The sequence below is a fragment of the Natronogracilivirga saccharolytica genome (genome assembly GCF_017921895.1).
Classification (GTDB): Bacteria; Bacteroidota; Rhodothermia; order Balneolales; family Natronogracilivirgulaceae; genus Natronogracilivirga; species Natronogracilivirga saccharolytica.
On the sequence record NZ_JAFIDN010000002.1, the window covers coordinates 280,740 to 304,478 of the forward strand.

The 23,739-nt window shown below is 52.3% G+C and carries 14 protein-coding genes; 10 read left to right on the forward strand and 4 right to left on the reverse strand.

Annotated features, from left to right (window positions below; genetic code table 11):
- Positions 1-6: 6 nt before the first annotated feature.
- A complete protein-coding gene (locus NATSA_RS03505) occupies positions 7-1,266 on the forward strand; it encodes a RagB/SusD family nutrient uptake outer membrane protein (protein ID WP_210510444.1) in 1,260 nt (419 codons plus the stop codon).
- 292 nt (positions 1,267-1,558) lie between these two features.
- Entirely contained in the window at positions 1,559-3,148 is a 1,590-nt protein-coding gene (locus NATSA_RS03510; protein ID WP_210510445.1) for a glycoside hydrolase family 10-like protein, read from the forward strand.
- Between the two features lie 132 nt (positions 3,149-3,280).
- On the opposite strand, the gene NATSA_RS03515 is transcribed toward NATSA_RS03510, so the two are convergent.
- The gene (locus tag NATSA_RS03515; RefSeq protein ID WP_210510447.1) at positions 3,281-4,576 is read right to left on the reverse strand and encodes an ATP-grasp domain-containing protein; all 1,296 of its coding nucleotides are present in this window, start codon (positions 4,574-4,576) and stop codon (positions 3,281-3,283) included.
- A gap of 337 nt (positions 4,577-4,913) precedes the next feature.
- On the opposite strand from NATSA_RS03515, the gene NATSA_RS03520 reads away from it, so the two are divergent.
- From NATSA_RS03520 to NATSA_RS03535, 4 genes are all read left to right on the forward strand, one after another.
- Entirely contained in the window at positions 4,914-6,950 is a 2,037-nt protein-coding gene (locus NATSA_RS03520) for a CocE/NonD family hydrolase (protein ID WP_210510449.1), read from the forward strand.
- Positions 6,951-7,040: 90 nt separating this feature from the next.
- Positions 7,041-8,276 (forward strand): M20 metallopeptidase family protein, encoded by a 1,236-nt coding sequence (locus NATSA_RS03525; protein WP_210510451.1) that lies wholly within the window; start codon positions 7,041-7,043, stop codon positions 8,274-8,276.
- Between the two features lie 407 nt (positions 8,277-8,683).
- Complete coding sequence (locus NATSA_RS03530; RefSeq protein ID WP_210510452.1) at positions 8,684-10,615, forward strand: AMP-dependent synthetase/ligase; 1,932 nt, start codon at positions 8,684-8,686, stop codon at positions 10,613-10,615.
- A 12-nt stretch (positions 10,616-10,627) separates the two neighbouring features.
- Entirely contained in the window at positions 10,628-11,689 is a 1,062-nt protein-coding gene (locus NATSA_RS03535; protein WP_210510453.1) for a bile acid:sodium symporter family protein, read from the forward strand.
- Positions 11,690-11,717: 28 nt separating this feature from the next.
- Here NATSA_RS03535 and NATSA_RS03540 read toward each other — a convergent pair whose 3' ends face one another.
- The 3 genes from NATSA_RS03540 to lpdA form a co-directional block, all read right to left on the reverse strand.
- The gene (locus NATSA_RS03540) at positions 11,718-14,255 is read right to left on the reverse strand and encodes a CotH kinase family protein (protein ID WP_336244680.1); all 2,538 of its coding nucleotides are present in this window, start codon (positions 14,253-14,255) and stop codon (positions 11,718-11,720) included.
- A gap of 321 nt (positions 14,256-14,576) precedes the next feature.
- Positions 14,577-17,516 (reverse strand): right-handed parallel beta-helix repeat-containing protein, encoded by a 2,940-nt coding sequence (locus NATSA_RS03545; protein ID WP_210510455.1) that lies wholly within the window; start codon positions 17,514-17,516, stop codon positions 14,577-14,579.
- Positions 17,517-17,812: 296 nt separating this feature from the next.
- Positions 17,813-19,234, reverse strand: a complete 1,422-nt coding sequence (lpdA, locus tag NATSA_RS03550) for a dihydrolipoyl dehydrogenase (RefSeq protein ID WP_210510456.1) — start codon at positions 19,232-19,234, stop codon at positions 17,813-17,815.
- Between the two features lie 250 nt (positions 19,235-19,484).
- Here lpdA and NATSA_RS03555 point away from each other — a divergent pair, with 250 nt between their 5' ends.
- Genes NATSA_RS03555 through NATSA_RS03570 form a run of 4 tightly spaced genes read left to right on the forward strand, consistent with a single transcriptional unit; the run spans position 19,485 to position 23,606 of the window.
- Positions 19,485-20,531 carry an amidoligase family protein gene (locus NATSA_RS03555; RefSeq protein WP_210510457.1) on the forward strand — a complete coding sequence of 349 codons (1,047 nt, stop codon included), beginning with the start codon at positions 19,485-19,487 and terminating at the stop codon, positions 20,529-20,531.
- A gap of 33 nt (positions 20,532-20,564) precedes the next feature.
- Positions 20,565-21,455: a gamma-glutamyl-gamma-aminobutyrate hydrolase family protein gene (locus NATSA_RS03560; RefSeq protein ID WP_210510459.1), complete on the forward strand. Its 891-nt coding sequence runs from the start codon at positions 20,565-20,567 to the stop codon at positions 21,453-21,455.
- Entirely contained in the window at positions 21,439-21,957 is a 519-nt protein-coding gene (locus NATSA_RS03565; protein WP_210510460.1) for a PH domain-containing protein, read from the forward strand. Before NATSA_RS03560 ends, NATSA_RS03565 begins: the two co-directional genes overlap by 17 nt.
- Positions 21,958-21,962: 5 nt before the next feature.
- Positions 21,963-23,606, forward strand: coding sequence for a PH domain-containing protein (locus tag NATSA_RS03570; protein ID WP_210510462.1), 1,644 nt, complete (start codon positions 21,963-21,965; stop codon positions 23,604-23,606).
- Positions 23,607-23,739: the final 133 nt, after the last annotated feature.

Below are 23,739 nucleotides of genomic sequence, written 5' to 3' on the forward strand. Positions count from 1 at the left end.
ACTGATATGAAATTTTTTAAATCAAAAACAAAACAAATCCCCTTGCTGGCCCTGATGCTGCTGTTTATCACAGCAGGAGGATGCGATGGCATTCTGGATGTCGATGATCCGGGATCTATTGAGGAAGACCAGCTTCGCTCACCGGAAAATGAAGAACTTATAGTTAACGGTGTAAGAGGCCAGTTTCAGTACACCTTTTCTTACTCATCCCTCTGGGCGCAAATGCTTACGGATGAATTGAAAATGGAGCACACGTTTGCCGATTATCGGCCTATCGCATCACGGGAGGTCGATGAAACCAACGTGATCACCGAAAACCTGTTCAATTTCTGGACAAAAAGTGTGAGGCATGCCCAGGACGCCGTTGAGTATCTTGAAGAGTTTCACGGCGAAGAAGCATGGGAGCTTCACAACATGCAAAAGGTACTGACTTACGGTGGACACTCCCTGATTCATTATGCGGAGGTTTTTTGTGAGGGTACTCTGGATGTAAGTGAAGCCTATACTACTGACGAGCTTTTCGGCATGGCTGTTGATATGTTCGATGATGCCCTGGATGTCGCCGACAGGCTGGATGCCAGCGATGAGGTAATGGAGTTCAGGCACCTGGCCAACCTGGGCATGGCGCGGGCTAAGTTGAATCTTGGTGAGATGGATCAGGCCGCTCAGTATGCTGCTGAAGTACCTGAAGACTTCGAAAGCTGGCTGCGTTACTCAGATGAGAATGCCAGAGAGTACAATCAGTTATATGGCGGTGCTACTGAGTCACGGTTTATCAGCCCCGGAAGTGACTTTCTGGGCGAGGATGACATCCGTGTTCCGCACTCCGATGAACGCGTAGGGAATCTGGTTACCGGAACGGATATCTATCAGGTATTCAGCCCGATGAATTACGAAAACTGGGAAGAACCGATCCAGCAATCCACTGATGTTCGTTTTGCAAACGGCCTTGAAGCGCGCTACATCAGAGCAGAAGCAGAGGGGCCGTCAGAATATACGCTCGATCTGGTTAATGAACGCCGCGACTTCGCCGGACAGGATGAGGTGGATTATTCCGGCGATGAACTCATGGCAGAGCTTCGCTATCAGAAAGCACGGGACTTTTTCATGACAGGAACGCGTCTTGGAGATATCAGGAGATACAAGAATCTCTATGATGTGGATTATTTCCCGACCGGAGAGGTGCCGTTGTATGGCGGCAATTATGGAAACGTTACCTGTTTCCCCATTCCGCAAAGCGAAATCAATGCCAACCCCAATCTTTGAATGGGCTGGAAAAAGCAAACAGAAAAAAGCAGGCATCCGACGGGGTGCCTGCTTTTTTTGGGACTATTACAGCTAAATTGCTGCTATGAAACGAATAATATGGTGTTTTATATATAAATGATGTAATATATATCCGCAAATAACTATCTGTGAGCATGGCATTTGTTATTTCGAAATAAAAATTATGAATGCATGAAGTGAATTTGATAGCCTCCGGCGGACACTCAGGGGCATTATTATATCATTTCATGTGAGACCTTTCTGACGATATACGCTCAAAAATTTCTAACTGATGAAAAAAAATTACAAGAATCCTGACAGCAGAATTAGTGAGTTAAAACCTCATCAATTTTTTTTATCACTCCTGATGGTTATTACGCTTCTTTTGTCAGGTGCAATCACATCCTGTTCACCGGAAGTTATTCCGGCTGAGGAAGATATTCATCCGGTGGACCGGGCCGATATTCCGGATACACCCCGCGAGCTCAGAGCCGTGTGGATTGCAACCGTGTCGAATATTGACTGGCCCTCAGAACCCGGTCTTTCGGCCTATGAGCAGAAAGCCGAACTCCGTGCCATGTTCGACCGCGTGGAAATGCTGAATATGAACGCCGTCATTTTCCAGGTTCGTCCCGCCACCGATGCACTGTACAAGTCGGACTTTGAGCCATGGTCGGAATATTTGTCAGGTAAACAGGGGCAATCTCCAGAGCCGGAATATGATCCGCTTGAGTTCGCAGTGGAGGAGGCCCGGCGGCGGGGACTTGAACTTCATGCCTGGATCAACCCGTTCCGGTCAAAACACCCGTCAGCCGAGTCCGAACTGGCAGAAAATCACCTGATCCACACTAAACCGGATATTGTCAGGGAATATGGCAGGCATTTGTGGATGGATCCCGGTCATCCGGAGTCACATGAGTGGTCCATGAAAGTTATCCGGGATATCGTCAGCAGGTATGATATCGACGCGATGCACATCGATGATTACTTTTATCCCTACCGGGAGCGCGATGAAGATGGCAATGAGATCGACTTCCCCGACAGCGCAACATATCACGCCTATGTGGCGGAGCACGGTGAAATTGACCGGAATGACTGGCGGCGCAGGAATGTCGATACTTTCATCGAACGCATGCACAAGGAAATCAAGGAAGTGAATCCCGAGGTGCGTTTTGGTGTCAGTCCGATCGGCCTGTGGCGACCGGATTACCAGGGCGATGACATCGAGGGCTTCGACGCCTATGAGTCGATTTACGCCGACTCCCGGAAATGGTTTGCCAATGGGTGGCTGGATTATTTCACACCGCAGCTGTACTGGCCGACTGAGCAGGAGGGCCAGAAATACCGTGTGCTGGTGGACTGGTGGCATGAACAAAATGAGAAAGACCGCCATTTCTGGCCGGGCAATTTTACCAACCGGATCGGTTACGGAGAAGAAACATGGCCGGTAACGGAAATCACAGATCAGATCCGGATAACCAGGGATTTCCCCGGTACAACCGGCAATGTCCATTTCAGCATGCGGGTTCTGATGCAAAACCCGGAGAACCTGGTTGATTCATTGATGACGCTATATGAAGAGCCGGCGCTGGTACCTGCGACGGATTGGATTGATGATGAGCAGCCTTCCAGTCCGAGAGCGGAACTGTTCCGTGTGCACTCAAAACCCAAACTGGATATCCGTCCGGCAGAAAACGAAGAGGCCTGGCTTTATGTAGTCAAAACCCGGTACGGAGATGAGTGGAAGTTCGATATTATTCCCGCCTGGAAACAGCAGATAGCTCTGGCACCCCGGAAAGACGGCGCCGGCCTGAGCGGTGTTGCAGTGACCGCTGTCAACAGGCTGGGCGTGGAAAGCGATCCTGTGATAATTTCAAATTAAAATCACAGGCGAAAGCGGTAATTCACAGAAACGGGCAGGGATCAAGCCTGCCCGCTCTGTGCCATTCCGGTACCCGTGTATTTGCTTCAGGGGGACAGTGTCTGAAGCGCTGAAAAAGGCTGGAAGCAACGATCAGTGAACGTGCACGGACTCATCATATTCGATTTCAAATGTGAGTCCGTCACAGACTTTATTGTACTTCTCCACCAGCTCGGCCTGGTCGCGGCCGCCGATGAACACATTGGCAAGCTCGAAGCTGTAGCTGTCCTGCCCCTGCATTTCCGAAGTGTGTGTGCCGCTTTTGACCGGGATCTTGACCTCAAGGCCGGGAATGAACTTCTTGAGGATATTGATCTCCCGCTTGGTGGGCACCTTCTTGATCACTCCGCCTTCAAATGTACGGAGCATGAAGTGGGCCGCTTTGCTGAATTCGCCGTTGTAATACAGCGTTTTCGGTTTACGTCCGAGGGCAAGGTTGAGCATGATCGAGTGATGCGAAATACCGTGTACCTTTTCGAAAATATCGGTGTGCGCCTGGGAAATGCGGGGGTTGATCTCAAGCAGATACACTTCGTCGGCGGTCTGGTTGTAGAAGAACTCCACATTGAACGGCGCGTTGTCCAGACCAATCTGCTGTATGGCGCGGCGGGTCACATCCGCCATGCGGAACTGTATCTCCTGCGGCAGAACGGATGGGTATTCATAGCGTGAGAAAGAGGACCGGTTTTCTTCCCGAAGGGAATCGACCACACCGTAGGATACCACATTACCGTTGAAAGCATACCCTTCCAGCGTGCACTGATGGCCGGAGATCATCGATTCGGCAATACAGCTTTCATCCATGTCGGCAACTTCCTCCGGCATGTTGTACATCTTCATCAGGTCGTGGAACGGCTCCAGCATGAAGTGGATATTCTCCTGAATGGTTTTGGTATTTTCGTAAAAATGGCTTTCGCTGCTGATGCGGAATGCCAGGAACGAGCGGAACGACTTGGTCGGCTTGATCCAGAACGGGGGGATCATATCCAGCTTTTCGTATGCCTCATCATCAAACGGGTCAAACGCCTTGAAGTAAGGGATGTGTTCCGAGATCACCTTGTTTTGCTCAACGCGGCTCCAGAACTTGTGCTCGCATTTGAGCACGCTTTCAAGGCTGGGACCCGGCAGGTTATACTTTTCCGCGATTACAGGAACCAGTACGGTGCCCGGGAAGTCGTAGTAGGATGCAACCGCATCAATTTGTCCGTGCTTGTCGATACGATCAAAACAGAGGTTGATCAGTTTCTCCATGTCGTACTCCTCGACATCCCGGATTTCAGAAATGTCAAGTGCTGTATGGAATTCACACTCTTTGGCTTCAGGGAGCGCCTGCAGCTTTTTCAGGTTGAAATCGTCCAGTCCTATGATGAATACTTGCTTTTTGCTCATAACAATTTTCTTTTGTGTTGCCGTTACTAGTTGAAATCGGGTTATATTGCTGAAACAATCACGCTGAGGCTGCGCTTGATATTCAGGGCTTGTGCCTTCGTACTGTTAACAAGCCGGCATGTAGCCGATGGAAGTCTGTCATATAACCAGACATCAAATTTACGCATAAATTTGAAATTAGTGATGCATTGACTGCACTATTTGTCAATATTTCAAAAAAAATGCAGCGACAGGTGTGCTTCATGTCAGGTGAACTCACAGGAGATCATGCTTAACATTCAGCGATCCGTGATTTTAGAGAAACAAACGAAACAGAAACAAAGAATATTTGCCGGAAATGAACAAGGTCAAAACATCCGCTCTGCCCCACCCCATTCAAACAATCGAACACGTCTGGATTCCCATGCGGGACGGATGCCGTCTGTCTGCACGCATCTGGATGCCAAAAGATGCCGAAACAAACCCCGTTCCGGCTATTCTGGAATACATCCCCTACCGTAAAAGAGACTTGAAGCGCTCACGCGATACCCAGGTTCACTCCTACTTTGCTGCTCACGGCTATGCAGCCATACGTGTGGATATCCGGGGCAGCGGTGATTCGGAAGGGGTGCTGAAAGACGAGTACCTGCAGTCCGAGCTTGATGACGGCGTCGACATCCTCAACTGGCTGGAGGAACAGCCCTGGTGTAATGGCAAAGCCGGCATGATCGGAATTTCATGGGGCGGATTCAATGGTCTGCAGATCGCGGCAATGCAGCCACCACAGCTCAAGGCCGTCATCAGCCTCTGCTCTACCGATGACCGCTATGCCGATGATGTCCACTATATGGGCGGATGTCTCCTGAACGACAATCTTTCCTGGGCCTCAACCATGTTTGCATTCAACTCACTCCCGCCGGACCCCGGCGTAGTCGGTGAAAAGTGGCGGGATATGTGGATGGAGCGCCTGAACGGCAGCGGCCTCTGGGTGGACACCTGGATGCGGCATCAGCAGCGCGATGACTACTGGAAACACGGATCGGTTTGTGAGGATTATAGTACGATCAAGGCACCGGTGCTTGCAGTAAGCGGCTGGGCCGATGGGTACTCCAATGCCGTTTTTCGTCTTGTTCAGAATCTGGATGTCACCTGCAAGGGCTTGGTAGGACCGTGGAGTCACATTTATCCGCACGAAGCGGCCCCCGGTCCGCAGATCGGCTTTCTGCAGGAGTGTCTGCGATGGTGGGACCGCTATCTCAAGGACGAAGATACCGGTGTGGAGGAGGAGCCTGATCTCCGGGTCTGGATGCAGGAAACGGTCAAACCGCGTGCCGTGTACAAGCAGCGTCCGGGTTACTGGGTGGCTGAGCACTCCTGGCCGTCCGGGAATATCGAGGCTGTAAGCCGGCCGCTGGATACCGGCCGGATCCTTGAACCGGGTGAGGAGCGCATGGAGTCAAACGGTCCGCTCACCATTCAGTCCCCGCTGAGTGTCGGCCTGTTCGCAGGCAAATGGTGCTCTTACAGCAAAGGCCCGGACCTTCCCTATGATCAGCGTGAAGAGGATGGCGGGTCGCTGGTGTTCGACAGCGAGCCGCTTGAGGAAGACCTGGTGATCCTTGGTGCACCAAAACTGCACCTGGAACTCTCGTCCAGCAAGCCGGTAGCCATGATAGCCGTCCGGCTTTCCGATATCGCCGAAGATGACAAGGCAACAAGGGTTACCTACGGGCTGCTGAACTTGTGTCACCGCAACAGCCATGAGTTTCCCGAGTATCTTGAGCCCGGCAAAAAAGAGAAAGTTACGGTCGAACTGAATGATATTGCGCAGCATTTTCCGAAAGGACACCGTGTGCGCATCGCCATTTCCACGTCATACTGGCCGCTTGCCTGGCCCTCACCGGAACCGGTCCGGCTCACCATCCATCCGGAAAACAGCTCTCTTGAGCTTCCGGTCAGAAAAGATGCCTCGCCGGCCGATGATCAGATGACAGATTTTGAAGAGGCTGAAGCTGTGAGAGGCTTTGTGACAACGGTGCTTCATCCGTCCGATCATAATTGGGTGATCACCCGTGATCTTGCCAGGGAAGAATCCACACTTCATGTCACCGACAATGAAGGGACAATCCGGCTTGAGGATATCGGAACGGAAATCACCAAAGAAACAAATGAGTGGTATCGCTATCTGCTGGACAAATTTGAGTCACCGAACGGGGAAGTCAAGGCGGTTCGGCGGCTGAAACGGGGAGACTGGAATGTGGAAACGGTCACGCGCACCGTTTTAACCTGCACAAGCAAGGTGTTCCGTATTCATGCCACGCTGGATGCTTATGAAAACGGGCGGCGGATCTTCAGCAAGATCTGGGACCGTGAAATACCGAGAACCTATCTGTAGTCTGCCGGTGTTATGACAACAGGGCCACAGCGTGCACGAAGCTTGTACGCCTGACGGCAGCAAACAGAATTTGAACATTCACAGATAGTGATGAATAAAGAGCAGAACAATACAGAGACCCGGCCGGCTCCGGTTTCCCGGGAAGCTCTGGAGAAGCGGATCGGGGAAATTTATAATGACGCTGTTTCCTGGCGCCGGCATCTGCACCGGAATCCGGAGTTGAGTTTCCGGGAGTTTGAAACGACCCGCTGGATCGTTGAAAAGCTCGAAGCGTGGGGCTACGAAGTGCACAGACCCTGTGAGACCGGATGTGTGGCCGTATTGAAGGGTGGCCGCAGTGAGGACAACGGCGCGGAGAAAACGATCGCACTTAGGGCCGATATCGACGCTCTGCCCATCCGGGAAGAGGGAGAAGCCAAGTCGGAATTCCTTTCAGAAAACGATGGTGTGGCCCACTGCTGCGGACACGATCTGCATACGGCAAACCTGCTTGGTACGGCTTTGCTGCTTTCAGAGCAAAAGAATGCGCTATCCGGAAATGTAATTCTGATTTTTCAGGCCGGTGAAGAGGTCTTGCCGGGTGGCGGACGTCTGCTTGCCGAAACCGGAATACTTGAGGAGCTTGGGGTCAGTGAAATTTACGGACTGCATACGGATCCCCGGCACGAACCGGGCCGGGTGGCAGTAAAAAAAGGTCCGATGATGGCTTCACCATACGAATTTACTGTGGAAATCCGCGGCAAGGGAGGACATGCCGCAGCACCGCATCAGGCAGCAGATCCCATTGTAATTGCGGCCCAGGTCATCATGCAGCTTCAGACGATTGTCAGCCGCTATACCGATCCCGCCGATGCGGCAGTCGTAACCGTGTCCAGGATTAAAGCCGGTACCGCCCGGAACATCATACCCGAAACTGTTGTGCTGGAGGGTACCATCCGAACCTTCAGTGAGCAGCAGACCAAAGACATTTTCCGGAGAATTGAATCTATTTGTGACCATGCCGCTGCTTCTGCCGGCGGCAGCGCGGAATGCGAGCTCATAACGGGATATCCGCCCGTTATCAACCATCCGGAGACAACAGAAAAGTTTATGAATATGGCCGGTGATGTCCTCGTCCCATTGGAAAAACCGGTTATGGCCGGCGAGGATTTCTCCTTTTATCAGAAACAGATTCCGGGAACGTTCTTCTTTCTCGGAAGCGGAAGTGATGAAGCTGACAGCAGGCACTCCTGGCATCATCCGCGATACAATGTGGATGAGCGGTGCCTGAAAACAGGGATGCGGGTCATGGCATCACTCGTGCTGCAACTTGATCCGGAGGCATAGCTTCATCAGAATTCGAAGCAAACCCGGACATGTCCGGGCAAAAGACAGTGCCGAACGCATATGGTACGAATTCCGTTTTCTCCTGACAGCAGGTGTAAATTAAACTCTTGTATGAAGTGGTGTTTGTGGATACATTGTTCAAAAGGAAAAAAAACGTATCTTTGATTCCTGTGTTTTCATCCTGTTTCATTGCTTGTAAAGGACGTTGGGATGTAACAGTTTTATAGCACGAAACGTCTCCGCTTGTGACATGCCGGTCATCCGGTGGCTGACTTTATCGTGGGGTTTATCAGTATACTCATGCAGGTTCAGGCAGATGCCTTTGGCAAGAGCTCACATAATGCGTGTGGAGGTTTGCCGGACATCGGACTGTTCATGCATTAATCAATCTTTTCCGAAGCGGTTTTATGGAATCCCGTATCATTGCGTCAAATCTGGCTGATCTTTACCGGAAGGCTGCAGACAAGTATGAGTCGCTGCCGGCATTTGCTACACGAAAAAAAGCACTTGAGTGGGAGCCGGTCTCATTCCGGGAGTTGTACGAACAGGGCAAAGAGCTGGCAGCCGGACTGATTGAACTTGGCGTAGAGGCACGGGATCATGTCGGGCTTTTCAGTGACAACCGCGTAGAGTGGATGCTTGCCGATTACGGGATTCAGCTTTGCGGTGCGGTGAACTCCCCCCGCGGTGCCGATGTCACCGATGACGAAATGGTGTACATCATCAACCACGCCAGAATCCGGGTAGCTTTTGTGGAGAATGATGCACTGCAGAAAAAAATCATGAGGCTGAAGCCCGATATGCCGGAACTGCAGGAGGTCATTCTGCTGAGTTCGAAATCCGAACCACTCGAAGGGGTGCACCCGCTGCGGGAAGTGATGGCCATAGGCGCCCTGCAGAGGGAAAAAGGTGACCGCCAGGTTGAAGAGCGAATGGACGCCATCCGCCCGGACGACCTGTTTACGCTTATCTACACATCGGGGACTACCGGCAAGCCCAAAGGGGTCATGCTTACCCACTCGAACATGATGTCGCAGATGGAGGTGATCCCGATTGAGCTCACCTGCACTGACCGGGTTCTGTCCATATTGCCCATCTGGCATATTTTTGAGCGGGTTTTCGAGGTGTATACCATCAGCTGCGGTGCATGTAATTATTATACGAGTATCCGGACACTCGGAGATGACCTGCAGAATGTCGAGCCTACGTTCATGGGATCGGCGCCCAGATTGTGGGAAAGTCTGCATCAGCGCATCCTGGAAAATGTACGCAGCGCACACCCGGTCCGGCGGGCACTTTTCCACATCGCTTATTTCCTGGGACACTATTATCAGGAATCTATTTTCTATATAACCAACAATGATCTGCAGCTCAAGCCGCAATCCAAAATCAAACGCGCGATATTCCGGGCCGGACATCTGATCCGGCTGCTTCTGCTGCTTCCCTGGTACGGGTTCTTCAATGCGGCTGTGCTTGAAAGTGTGCGGAAAAGTGCAGGCGGTTCCATTAAAGCGACGGTTTCCGGCGGCGGCGCACTGCCCATAGAAATCGACAAGTTTTTTAATTACATCGGAATTCCTGTGCTGGAGGGATACGGGCTGACCGAAACATCTCCGGTTATTGCCGTTCGCACCGAAGAAAAACTGGTCAACGGTACGGTGGGACCGCCGGTGGCGGATACCGAAGTCCGGATTGTGGATCTTGACACTGAGGAGGTACTGTACCCCAACGAGAAATACCCGCATCAGGGACGCGGTTTGCGCGGCGAGATCTGGGTCCGCGGGCCGCAGGTGATGAAGGGCTATTACCGCGAACCGTCAATCACAAAAAGTGTGCTGCGGGATGGCGGTTGGTTCCGCACAGGGGATATGGGAATGATGACGCACAACGGTTCACTCAAAATCCTGGGCCGCAGCAAATCCACCATCGTACTGTCCAACGGCGAAAACCTGGAGCCTGAGCCGCTGGAAATGCAGCTGCGCCAAAGCCGCTACATTGAAAACTGCATGGTGGTCGGACAGGATCAGAAATTTGTGGGTGCGCTGATTGTCCCGAGGCTGGAAGTTTTTCGTGAAGAAGGTGTTGAAGCAGAATCACTTGAGGATCTGGCTGAAAACCCGAAGGCAAACCGCATCATGAAGGAGGAGGTCCGTCAGATGCTGACCCGTACCGCAGGCATCAAAAAGTTCGAGTATGTACGTGATTTCCGTTTGCTGCCCAATACCTTCAAGGTTGGCGACGAAGTAACCAACCTGTTCAAGCTGAAACGGCACGTGATCGAAGATAAATATCAGGATACCATAAACGATATTTTTGCGCCCAAAGAGGTAAAGGTTTAGGAAACGTACGACATGGATATTGAAACCCAATTACTTCACTCCATCGACCAGATCCTTCTGGCACTGATGATTTTTGTGATCATGTTCGGCATGGGTGCCAGCCTGACCATCGAGGATTTCAAGGCGGTGGCCAGAAGGCCGCGCGGCGTGTTCATCGGTTTTCTGTCACAGTTCGGTGTCATGCCTCTGATAGCATTCAGTCTGGCTGTCATTCTTGAACTTCCTCCTGCATTTGCGATTGCACTCATCCTCATAGGGTGTCTTCCGGGCGGAACAACCTCGAACATGTTTGCCTATTTTGCCCGCGGATCGGTGGCGTTAAGCATTTCGATGACTACTGCCTCTACATTGCTGGCATTGCTGATGATGCCGCTGCTGCTGGAGTTGTATGCTTCGGGCTTTACAAGGCAGATCAGTGAAGCCATGGCGGCCGAGGGTACGGCGACGGGTGCCGATTTTGTCATTCCGACCATGAATATCGTCGGATCACTGTTGCTGGTTCTGATACCCGTTGCCGGCGGTATGGTATTGCGAAGATTTTCTCCGGGATGGGCGAAGACGGCGGAAGATACAGCCGGTTTTGTTGCCATCATCGTGATTCTGTTCCTGCTGGGAACTGCATTTTCACGGCACGGCGGACTGTTCCTTCAAACGCCATGGCAGGTATATTTCTCGGCTATTTTTCTCGGGCTGCTCGGATTTCTTTTCGGTTACTGGATGTCGCGGCTTCTGGGCGTTCAGCCACTGTTTCAGCGGGCCATTTCCCTGGAAACCGGTATCCAGAACGGACCGGTTTCGTTTGCCATAATCCTGCTGAGCTTTACCGAACCTACGGTACAAAACCAGATGATCTGGCTTGCCATTCTTTACTCTACCACCATCGTGATTACGTCGTCGTTTATCACGCTCTACCTGCGGAAAAAGGGCAAGTACGATTGGGAGGTATACCGAAATACCGTTGTACACAACCGTCTGTTCGGTGATGACTACGTGACGGAGTATCCGGAAGGATTTCTCACTCCCCGCATTGCAAATGATCCCAGCCAGGGCACCTGCCCGAGCCAGAAGCGCTGAATGCGGCTCAGCCGGTGCTGTTTCGGTATTACTTGATCAGGGTGATTTTCCGGGTGAAATTATGCTGCTCACCGCTTCCAGCTACCATTTCTGCCCGCACCAGATAGACACCGCTCGCCAGCTGTCCGGCATCAAAAGTGACCTGATGTGTTCCGCTGCTGTACCTTTCATCCGCCAATCTTGCAACCTGCCTGCCGGTGACATCATAGACGGTAATACGCACATCGGCAGGGTCAGCCAGAGAGAAAGGAATGGTAGTTTCCGGGTTGAAGGGATTGGGGTAGCCCTCTCCGAGTTTGAACTGATCAGGCGTGGTTTCGCGGGTCTTTTCATCATCTCCTGATGCAGAAACATCTCTGGGCTCATCAGCAGGTGTGCCCAGGCTGAAGTTGTTGAACGTAACGCGGTTGCCGTCATCTGCCGACATATCGTCACCGTCGAACCGGATGCGTATCCGGAAATCGGGATTGTCGGCAGCATCGTCGATTTCACTGAAGTCAATTTCGTACTTCCGGAACTCGAAGGTCAGCGGATGCCGGTATTCATCCAGGCCGTCGGTTGTCCAGGTTTCCTCGCCATCCGCCGAATAATCGATGATCAATTCGTCCGCGGCAGCTTCATCCATGGCTGCAAACCGGAAAACGACATCATCCAGCCCGGTTGTGGGGACTTCGAACACCATCGTATTTTCTCCGCCGTCACCCGTGAATGGCTGCCGGACCTGAAGTGCGCGCATGCGGTTCATGTCGTAGGGTCTGCCATGATTGCCCTCGGGGCGGTAGTTGATGTCGGTGGGCCGGTTCCGTCGCTCCATTGATGCGCTGCGCCACTCGGGGTGATCCTCATCAAACGGGTAACCGTCCAGCGCCGACTCAAAGCGGATGCGGGCGCTGTCGACCAGGGCATACCGGGGCTCGAGTGTTTCGAAAGGAGTGTTGTTGGCCATTTCGTCACCGAAATACCAGAAATAGCGCAGCTGTGATTTCGGTTTGTCCGGAGGGGTGCCCATTTGCGAGTCGATCCAGCTCAGACGCTGTTCTATCCAGTCAACCATGTAGTCGACTTCTTCATCGTAGGTGTCGCCGATGAAATGATTGGGCCACACATATTCACCCAGAATTTGCCATCGGTCAAAATTGCGCTGCTGGGACTCATACAGCAGATCGGCGTAGTCACGGATGAGTCCGGTGATGTGTTCGGTGGCGAAGGGGCCGTCGCGCAGTTCCCACCAACGCTCTCTGTAGCGTTCATCAAAGCCGGGATCTTCGAATAACCGGGTATACCAGCCGTTCATGTAATCTTCTTCAGAGATTTGAGTATAATACCATCCCAGCGGGTTATAAGCCTGAAGGTAATTTCCGTTACCCAGACTGATGTTGTAGTCCCAGACCGGACCCATGACCAGCCTTCCGCCGCGGTCCTTGTGCAGATACGTACTCAGCCGGTAGCCGTCGATCTCCTTGAGCGCCTCGGTAATCAAATGATGATCGATAAAGGACTCCGGATCCAGCCAGGCGGCATAGCCCTGCCGCGGATCGTCAAAGTCGGGTCCGAACAGGGCCCGTTCAAGATTACCGATGTAACCGGAAATCCAGTTGCGCTGCTCCGGTGTGATGTCCCAGTCCTGCGGACGGACCAGCGCGAAGCCGGTATTGCGTTCATCGCTCCGGAAATGCACATCGCGGTCATAGTTGATGATGTAACCGCCGGTTATTTCGGGTTCCTGATTGTCATCGGGGCCAACTTTGGTGATGTCGACCCGGTTGTCGTCCCATTTGATGCGTTCGACCAGCATGTATACGCCATGGTAATGACCGGACGTGACCGGTCCGTCGCCGTCGTGAAGAAAGAGCTCGACGAAGCGGGTACGCGGGGCATACCGGCCCATGTCCCGGCTGAGCCGGTAGGCGACGGCATTGCGCATGAGCGTTTTGTCATCGTACGGGGCATGCATGATCCAGTTGTTTTCCGACGGCATACCCAGAATCGGCTCGTTGCGGTTTTCGTCATCCTCGTCAATCAGCCGCACACCGAACTGACGTTTCGGGAACATGGACAGGGAGCTTGTCCCGCGATAATTGGACTCGCTGCGCCCGTGCACATGAAGGTCATCCGAAAGTAGCCGGGCCCGTCCGTCATCATCGCGGTCGATGACCGAAAAATAGACAAGCGTACGCTCGCAATTTGATGGTGAATCGGGATTGTCACAATTCTCCAGCATGGTTTCTTCGAACTGATGGACGATGACAAGCGGCAGGTCGGAATCAAAGTCAGCTACGTTGGGATGGAGGCGGCTGTAGATTTTGGTTACGACTTCCCCGGGCTGATCTCCCTCCCGGTAGGCCCGCGCACGTATCATTCTTGTGCCGTGCATCTCGATGGGGTCGTCCTCAATGTACCGCCGGGAAGAGCGGTCAGGAATCCCGCCGTCGGTTGTGTAGTAAATTTCGGTTTCCTCGCCGGCGGACAAATGCAGTTCGAACGGATCGGTAAAAGTGCCGGCCGGATGGGAAAATTCGGGTGGTCCGGGGGGTGACCCTGCAACTGCCCCGGACGGGAAAGACACCAACAGGAAAAAAACTATTGCATGTAAGAATAAAAAGATCTTGCAAGAAACAAGGGGAATGCGGGAACTTCCTGATGCAGGAGACTTTTTGCTAAAACCTGTGGCAGACCGTGAATTATTAAACAGAGAGTAAAAGCGAAAAGGCATAAAAACTGAAAATACTGGTGCTGTTGTCGGCTGCTAATGAAATAACGCAAAAAAGAGGGCAACTGAAACTGATACAAAAAAGATATCAGTTTCAGAATACGTAAATTTACGGACATTTTCAGTTGGTTTGCCCTCAATGTCTATTTGGCTCTATTTACTATTAGGAAAATTTTCTTATTTGACGAAAGTCATTTTGCGCGTCAGCGAGTAGCTGTCAGCGTCCAGGCGGTACAGATAAATACCGCTGGTGATTGCTGAAGCATCAAACCGGATGTCATATTGCCCCGGCTCGCGGAGCTGGTCGACCAACACGGCGATTTCGCGTCCAAGCACATCATAAACAGCCAGGCGTACATGTGAAGCCTCTGCGACGCTGTAGCGGATTCTGGTCGACGGATTGAACGGGTTCGGGTAGTTTTGTGCCAGTTCAAAAGCGGCAGGCACCTCACGGCCCGGACCATCCACCCCGTCTCCTGCCCGCGTCGGAATGGTCCCCTGCCCCAGCCACGGATCAAACCGGGTGGTACCCACAATGGCGTCTCCGCTGCCCCCGGCAACCGTCTCTGTTACCGAATCCTCGACATCGCCCGACGGACCCGACGCACTGCCCCACCAGTTATTGCGTGCATCCGCATCGGGGCTCATATTGCCGGCATCCAGTCCGACAGCATTGGCCAGAAACTCATTATCTGCAAAAAATATGGGCGCATGTTCACCCTGAAGCAGCACGCCGGTGTCGTTGCCGGCAAACGTGTTCTCCACGATGGTTACAACTTCCGTGCCGGTTGTATTCAATCCGATCTGCAACCCGTCAAATGTGGTATTGCGGACGATCAGCGTGTCCGAAAATCCTGCCTGCACACCCGCCGCCACATTCTCAAACGCCAGATCCTCGACAACCGCATATCCTCCCTGGAAGATAATGACCTGTCCCGGATCCGCCGGGATTTCGGGAAGCGTGTCCCCGCGCGAATAGAACAGCTCTTTGCCATTCACGGTGTTGCCGCTGATGAAATGGTCGTAGTTCTCGCTGGTTTCACCCACTATCAGGATACCTGTTTCAAAATCATTGTCGTGGATTCCCTGCCGGCGCCGGATTTCAGCCATATGGATGTCTATGGGATGTCCGGACAGGGTGTTTCCTTCAATTTGGGCGCTATCGGCCAGGCGGTTATCCATATAGATACCGGTCAGGTCGTTGTCGGCGATGGTGTTGCCATTGATGTTGGCACCAGAAGCATCCGAGCCGATATAGATGCCGTATTCACTGTTCTCTTCAATGGTGTTACCGGTAATCGTCGCGCTGTTGGTAGAGTTGATTCTCACCCCGTGCCGCTCATTATGGCGGATCGTATTGTTCTCGTAGACAATGTTGCTGGAGATGAGTCTCCGCGTTCCCACCACAAGTCCATTCCCTTGATTGTGGGTTATTATGTTGTCTGAAATGGATCCCGTTCCCTCGAGATTGCCGGTTGAAATACCATTCGCGCCGTTGCGCAGCGCTGTGTTACCGATGACTTGCGGATTTCTCACCAGTCCCACACTCAGCCCGGTTCCAATATTATCATTGGCCGTGTTGTTGCTGGCAACGGACCGGGCGGATCGTGAAACGACGATGCCGGTTCCGTTTTCGGTGGCCGTGTTGTTGATGACCGTGCCATCGTGCGAGTTCCAGTTGTAAACGCCGTTATCGCCGTTGCCCACTGCGGTGTTACCGTCAAACGTAGAGTTTTCCGACCAGAAATAGACCATGCCGTTTTCTCCGTTGCCGGTCGCACTGCTGTTTTCCACCAGTGAGTGGGGCGATGACTCCAGAAACAGTCCGTCGTTTCCGTTGCTGTTGAATTCGCTTTCACGGACGGTGGTTCTTTCAGATACCACCAGCCGGACACCCGTGAAGAGATGGTTCTCTGCGGTGATATTGGTGAGGGTCACATTGTCGCTGTAGGAGATCTGCAGCCCGATCGCCACATCCGAAAAGGAGAGGCCGGACAAGCTGAGGCCGTCGGAGTTGTGGATGATCACCTGCTGCGCGCCGGCGGGGACATCATCGGCAGTGATGTTCTTTCCGTAGTACAACAACCCGCCGTTGACTGTGTTGTTCTCCATGGTGTGGTTGTAGTGGGTCTGTCCCGCTGTGAAATCAGAGCGGATGTTGTCCGGATCGATAACTATCCCTGTGCCCAGGTTGTTGTCATTGATGGTTGCGTAAGCGGACTCCACCATGTAGATGTCCGCATCGTGACCGGACAGGGTATTGCCCAGCAGTGATGTCTGGTGCGAAAATTCCTCCATTACAATGCCGTGCAGGCGGTTATCCGTAATGGTATTGTCCTCAATCACATTGCCAAGGGACTCTTCCAGATGGATGCCGTGCGTGTTGCCATCTGTGATCATGTTGCCGGCTACCATGATGGAGTCCGATTCCAGCAGATACACACCCGAGCCGTTATTCCCGGAAATCTCGTTGTTTAGTACGTTCATGTGCCGGGACCGGAGCAGCCGGATGCCATCGGAAGGATTCTCGCTGATGGTATTCAGGTCGATAAGAACCGAGTCCGATTCAGCAATCTCGATGCCAAAACCCTGACGGAATCCGAAGCGTTGGTCGGTCAACTCGTTTTCGGTGACATGAAGTCCGGGGGACCGAAACGCGGAAACGGCTTTGCCGTTGTTGGTCATGTAGTTGCCGCGGATCACTACATCGGAACTGTTTTCCACTCTCACGCCATCATTACTGAAATTCCGAATCGTTAATCCAGAGATGACCGTGTTGCCGGTATCGGTGATCCGGATGCCGGTGTTGCCTCCTTCGATGACAGGTGCCGCGTCGTCATCCGCCGCCCGAAGGGTGAGATTGGGCGTGCTTATTTCAAGATCCTCCTCAAACGCGCCCGATTCAATGCAGATGACATCTCCGGATGATGCGGAATCGATCGCTTCCTGGATGGATTCACCGTTTTCGACGATTTTACTGCAAGTTCCGGTGATGGCGGGGGAATAGGCGGACGTTATGGCGAACACGGACGAGCCGGTTACCGTTATGATTGCTGCTGCAAATAATATGAACAGGGTAGAGTTTGCCCTTATCAAGTAGTATTTGATGGATGGCATTTTTCCTGGGTTGGATTTCGGTTGCCGGATCCAGCCGGGAGGATGCAATTGTACCGTTGGATGCCGTTGGCCGGATGATACTTCCCCTTCCCGTTTACCCCTGAGACCCTGTGGTATGGTTACCCCGGTTCCGTACTGACAATGTAAGGCTGGTCATTTACAATGTCAAACAGGTATCTCCCGTGAGTTTTATGGTGTAAATGTTCAGTACGGGATTGATGTTAAATCAAAAATGAAATCGCCGTTTGTCATGAAGGGCTGATGGAATTAACCATCAGCCCGGATTTGCTCTTTTTCTACTTTTTCTTCGGAGGTGTACCCAGGTGAACTCCCTCGCCGTACGCTTCGGCCACCGCTTCCATTACGGTTTCCGAAAGGGTCGGATGCGGATGAACCGCCGAGATGATCTCGTGTCCCGTGGTCTCCAGGTCGCGCGCCACCACCGCTTCGGTGATCATGTCCGTAACATCGGCACCGATCATGTGGCAGCCGAGCCATTCGCCGTATTTCTCGTCGAAGATCACTTTTACGAAACCATCGGTCTGTCCTGCGCCCACGGCTTTGCCGTTGGCCTGGAAAGGGAATTTGCCCACTTTGACCTTGTAGCCGGCTTCCTTCGCCTGATCTTCGGTCATGCCCACTGATGCCACCTGCGGCTGGCAGTATGTACAGCCCGGTATATTTTGATAGTCAATGGGTTTCGGGTCTTCACCTGCGATTCGTTCTATACACCTCAGAGCTTCATGGGAGGCTTTATGAGCCAGCCAGGGTGCTCCGGCGACATCGCCGATAGCATAAATACCATCTACACTGGTCTTATAGGTTTTCCGGTCCACCTGAATAGCACCTTTTTCGACCTTCACCCCAATGTCTTCAAGACCAAGTCCTTCCACATTGCCGACCACGCCGACGGCTGAAAGAACCACATCGGTTTCGATTTTTTCCTCTCCTTTTTTGGTCTTGACGGTCACTTCAAGCTTCTGGCCTTTTTTGCTGACATTTTCGACCGTGCTTTCGGTCAGGATGTTCATCCCTTTTTTCCTGTACAGTTTTTCAAGTTCCTTGCTCACTTCGGCATCTTCCACCGGCAGGATATTCTTCTGCATTTCAACAACCGTCACTTCGGTTCCGATGGCATGATAGAAATAGGCGAATTCGATCCCGATAGCGCCGGCTCCTACGATCAGCATCCTTTTGGGCTGCTTCTCCAGTTTCATGGCGCGTTCGTAATCGATTATGGTTTTGCCGTCAAATTTCAGGTTGGGAAGCTCCCGGGCCCGTGCACCGGTGGCGACGATGAAATGCTTTGCCTTTATGCGCCCGGTTTCCTTGTCCTTGTCATCGACAATCTTCAGCTCGTTTTTGGAATCAAAAACACCCTTGCCCCTGATGACCTCGATTTTGTTGGTTTTCATCAGGAACTGCACACCCTTGCTCATCTTGGTGGCAGCGTTCCGGCTCCGCTTGATGATTTTCGGGAAATCGGGTTTTACTTCGCCTGCATCAAAGCCGTAGTCGCCGGCATGCTGAAAGTATTCGGCTACCTGGGCCGACTTCAGCAAGGCTTTGGTCGGGATACATCCGATATTCAGACAAACGCCTCCCAGATCACGTTTTTCTACTATTGCCGTTTTCAATCCCAGTTGGCTGGCACGGATGGCGGCGACATACCCGCCCGGCCCCGAGCCGATTACACAAACATCAAATTCTTTAGCCATAATTATTTTTCCGGATTTGTTGGTATTTTAACAGTGCAAAAAAATGGTTTATCCTGGTGATGCGTTTCCTTTATTCGCGGTAAGGTACGGATTATCGACGATTTTCTCAGAAAACGTTTGATTCAGAGAACGTTTGACAGGGCCGCACGGTAGTAACCAATACTAATATGAATCTCTGAAGGTTCATGGAGCAAGGCCCCGGGTTTACCGAACGGCCCCGGAATCACCGGAACAACAACTATAACATAGAATGGCAAAAAATATATCCGGAATGTTCCGGAAAAATCGATTTCCGGAAAATACAGATATTCCTCCAAGAGGTGAGAACCCGGAAGGAAAGCCGCGAAAGATGGGGCTGGAGATCGAATTTTCAGGACTCACCATTGATCGTATTGTATCTCTTGTCAGGCTTTGTTACGGTGGAGAAGTGGAATCGGAGAGTGATTACAAAAAATATGTCCGCAATTCACGTCTCGGCGACTTTACCATAGAACTGGACTGGATCCTGCTGCAAAAACTGGCAAAAACGGATTATTTCAAAAAAATCGGCAAGGAAATTGGTATTCATGTGGATTCCCGCTGGCAAAAGACCGTAGAAAAAGTGCTTGCATCAACAGCGGAGCCCTTTGTTCCATATGAGGTTTCGTTTCCGCCCGTCACCTTTGACCGCATTGCCGACCTGGAGGACTTGCGGAAGGCAATTTACCGGATGCGCGGCAAGGGCACATCAGCCTCGCCGTTCAATGCGTTTGGATTGCATCTCAATCCTGAAGTGCCGTCCCGTGAGGTGGACATTATTTTGCGTTATTTTCAGGCATTTCTTCTGCTGTACGAGTGGCTGCGTCTCTCCCATGAGATCGACATGATGCGCGAAATCACCCCTTTCATTGACCCGTTTCCGGAAAAATACATACTGAAGGTGCTGGACCCGTCATACAGGCCGGATGCATCCGGATTTATTGATGATTATCTGGATGCCAATCCCACCCGGAACCGGCCGCTCGATATGCTTCCCCTTTTTGCATGGATGGATGAAGAGCGCGTCAGGAACCGGCTGAAGGATGAACTGATACGGCCCCGCCCCGCATTTCATTACCGGCTTCCAAACAGCTCGATTGATGATCCGGACTGGACGTTTACAAAAGAGTGGAACGTATGGGTTCAGGTAGAACGACTGGCCGAATCAGGACAGAAGCTGATCGATATGCAGGAGTTGTATCTCGAAAAAAAACTGCACCCGCTGAAAACCTGGGCCGATGAATGGATGCGGGAAATGCGGGTTCGTTTTTTTGAATAATCCAGGTTTTTTATACAGCAAGGTGTAACTCCAATGAGACTACTGAAAAAAAAACCGGTCATTTGGGTGAGTGGTCCGGACAAAGGCGGCACCGCAGCATGGCTTGCAACGAAATTTGCCGTCCGCCGCAGCGGAGGAAAAGCAGTTCGGGTCACGCCATCGAAGCTGGATGCCATCCGCAGGAAAAGCCTGCCGGATGAACCCCATGCCCTGATTCTGGGCGGAGGTGCGGATATTGATCCCGGACGGTACGAGGATTTGATTTCCGACCTGAAGAATATCCGGACGAGCCCGGACGAAAAAGAGCCCAAGGGTCAGCGCTGGGTTACATTGATACTGGCTCCCCTGTTCGGATTGCTGCGAAAAGCGTTCAGTGCAGGGTCGCTGGCGGTCGATGAAGGCCGGGACAATATGGAGTGGCAGCTGCTTGATCTTGCCGTGGAAAGACATCTGCCGGTGCTTGGAATATGCCGCGGGGCACAGTTGATCAATGTATATCACGACGGTACCCTTTACCAGGATCTTGCATCATATTATAAGGAAAGACCCAAGATCACGACCATTTACCCGAGGAAGAGAATTCATCTGGAGACCGGCAGCCGGCTTCATGATATTTTCGGCACGGACAGCATACGGGTAAACAGCCTTCACAATCAGGCAGTTAAAAAAACGGGTCAGGGCATACGCGTGGTGGCCAGGGAAACGGATGGGGTTGCCCAGGGAATAGAGCATCAGCGGGACTCCTTTCTGATTGGAGTGCAATGGCATCCGGAGTATCTGCCGCAGGTGCCGTCCCAAAGAAGGCTGTTTGATGAGCTGGTGCGATATGCTATTTTGCGGCGTGACGCGGTACCGGCAGCGACAACGAGCAAAAGCAGACTAAAAAACAATATGAGGCAGGCGGAGCATGGAAGAAAACGATAAAGCAGAAGAAGAGATACTTCGCGATGAACAGGGGCGCCGGTTTTTGTCTACGGAAGCGATCAATGCCTGGAGGATTACCGGTGCGCTTGGATCACTTGTCTACTGGCTGGTTCCGCTGGGATACGGTGCGGTATCGATGGGAAGTGAAGACTGGCCGCACTGGCCCGGTTACGTTTTGGGTATATTGTTTTTGACTTACACCATTCTGGAAGGAACGGTGATACCATATATTCGATGGAAACGGTGGCGTTACAAGGTGGATCAGAACGAAATTGATCTGCAGCGCGGGTTGTTTGTCGTCACCAGGACCCTTATTCCTATAAAAAGGGTGCAGCATGTTGATACGCGTCAGGGGCCGGTATACCGGCAGTTCGGGCTGGCTTCGGTTACGGTTACCACTGCCGGGGACACCCATGAGATTCCCGCGCTTTCCGAGCCGGTAGCCGATGACCTGCGCAACACCATATCCGAATATGCACGAATTGCCAGGGAGGATTTGTAGCTCAGATGTCCGATCCGAATTTACCAGATCCTGAATACGAGAAGCCTGATCCGGGCATGAAAGGTGCTGAAGGGAGTCCTGCAGAGGATTCGCATTCATCAGGCAGGCGGGATGCCCCGGGACAAACAGATGATACCGCAAGAACTGATGCCGCAGATGACATCAGGCAGCCCAGACGCCAGCATCCTGTGGCAACTTTGACGTTCGTTCTGCGCACGCTCCGTGAGATGATCGTGCCCATCATCCTGGTCTTTTTTCTGGGCCAGGGAGGCAATTCGCCCCTGTTTACCTGGTGGGGCCTGTCCTTGCTTGTTTCCGTTCTGCTTGTTGTGGGCTTTGTCAGCTGGTTGCGGTTCACTTGGCGTGTCGAGGAGGACGAGCTTCGGATTGAGCAGGGACTTTTTGTGCGGAAAAAAAGATATGTCCCGCGTGACCGTATTCAGGCCATAGACGTGAGTTCCGGACCTGTGCAGCGGCTCTTCGGCCTGGTTCGCCTTAATGTACTCACGGCCGGCGGTGATTCCCCCGAAGCCGAGATCAGTGCCATAACACGGCAGGATGCCCGGAAGATCCGCAAAGCTCTGGATGTCGAGATGCGCAATAGCGTATCTTCTGAAACGGCAACGGATTATCCCGTCTACAGGCTGTCACGCAAAAGGCTGCTGATTGCAGCCAGCACTGCAGGCAGCTTTGGAGTGGCTTTGTCCATTGTCGGCACGCTGATGGCCCAGGTAAATCAGGTTGTCAGCGAAGAGCAGATGATAGCTTTCATTGAGGCATATACCGGCGGAACAGATACCGAGTTCTGGATCACAATGGCTGCAGCAGCAGTAGTTGCGGCATGGCTGCTGTCTGTTTTCGGGACGCTGCTGCGGTTTTCAGGATTCACCCTGTCCCGGAACGACCGGGAGCTTCAGATCCGCCGCGGTCTGTTTGAAAAGAAACAGATTACCATTCCGTTTCATCGCATTCAGGCAGTGCGGGTAGTTGAAGGGATTTTGCGTCAGCCGTTTGGCTATGCGATGGTATATGTGGAGAATGCCGGATTCGGAGACGAAGGGGGTAAAACCACGGTGGTCATACCCCTGATACGAAAAAAAGAGCTTGAACAGTACTTTGACGATATGCTGGAGGAGTACAATGAGTCACTGCCGGGTGTTCGTCCGCCGGGAAGAGCCTTTCTGAGGTATCAGATCAGGACGGCCGCTCCGGTACTTGCCATTGCCGCACTGGTGGTATGGTATCTTGGACTTTACAGTTTATTGCCGGTAATACTGGTACTGGCTGCCCTGATCGGATACTTGCGTTACCGTGATGCTGCCGCCGGTTTCCGGAACGGGCTGGGTTTTCTCAGGTTCAGGAGGCTGGCCCGTTCAACGGTAATTTTTCACCGCAGGCGGATTCAGTCATTGACGGTGCTGGCAAACTGGTTTCAGCGGCGAAAACAGCTCTGCTCCGTGATGGTTACGGTGGCATCGGGCAGCGGCGGCGCTTCATTCCGCGTGGATCATCTTGATGAATCGGTTCGTGCCGACTGGATGGGCTGGTACGGAGCTGACAGAGCAGCAGATGAGCCCGCAAGTCCGGCAGGAAAGTGGCCTGACTGGAATGTTGCGATTAGCCGGCCGGCTCCCGCTGATAAAGGTTAAGATATTCTAATATATGACCGGTTTTTAACCGAACGGGCAACACAAGGACATCCAAAAGAAAAATAAAGCGGCTGATCGGCTGTCCGGCAGTGTTCAATATGTGATCATGTTAATATCTAATAAATTATTAACA

Excerpts from the sequence above, each read along its gene's own strand:
- NATSA_RS03505 (WP_210510444.1), top strand. The coding sequence starts at position 7 with ATGAAATTTTTTAAATCAAAAACAAAACAAATCCCCTTGCTGGCCCTG.
- NATSA_RS03510 (WP_210510445.1), top strand. The coding sequence starts at position 1,559 with ATGAAAAAAAATTACAAGAATCCTGACAGCAGAATTAGTGAGTTAAAA.
- NATSA_RS03515 (WP_210510447.1), bottom strand. The coding sequence starts at position 4,576 with ATGAGCAAAAAGCAAGTATTCATCATAGGACTGGACGATTTCAACCTG.
- NATSA_RS03520 (WP_210510449.1), top strand. The coding sequence starts at position 4,914 with ATGAACAAGGTCAAAACATCCGCTCTGCCCCACCCCATTCAAACAATC.
- NATSA_RS03525 (WP_210510451.1), top strand. The coding sequence starts at position 7,041 with ATGAATAAAGAGCAGAACAATACAGAGACCCGGCCGGCTCCGGTTTCC.
- NATSA_RS03530 (WP_210510452.1), top strand. The coding sequence starts at position 8,684 with ATGGAATCCCGTATCATTGCGTCAAATCTGGCTGATCTTTACCGGAAG.
- NATSA_RS03535 (WP_210510453.1), top strand. The coding sequence starts at position 10,628 with ATGGATATTGAAACCCAATTACTTCACTCCATCGACCAGATCCTTCTG.
- NATSA_RS03545 (WP_210510455.1), bottom strand. The coding sequence starts at position 17,516 with ATGCCATCCATCAAATACTACTTGATAAGGGCAAACTCTACCCTGTTC.
- lpdA (WP_210510456.1), bottom strand. The coding sequence starts at position 19,234 with ATGGCTAAAGAATTTGATGTTTGTGTAATCGGCTCGGGGCCGGGCGGG.
- NATSA_RS03555 (WP_210510457.1), top strand. The coding sequence starts at position 19,485 with ATGGCAAAAAATATATCCGGAATGTTCCGGAAAAATCGATTTCCGGAA.
- NATSA_RS03560 (WP_210510459.1), top strand. The coding sequence starts at position 20,565 with ATGAGACTACTGAAAAAAAAACCGGTCATTTGGGTGAGTGGTCCGGAC.
- NATSA_RS03565 (WP_210510460.1), top strand. The coding sequence starts at position 21,439 with ATGGAAGAAAACGATAAAGCAGAAGAAGAGATACTTCGCGATGAACAG.
- NATSA_RS03570 (WP_210510462.1), top strand. The coding sequence starts at position 21,963 with ATGTCCGATCCGAATTTACCAGATCCTGAATACGAGAAGCCTGATCCG.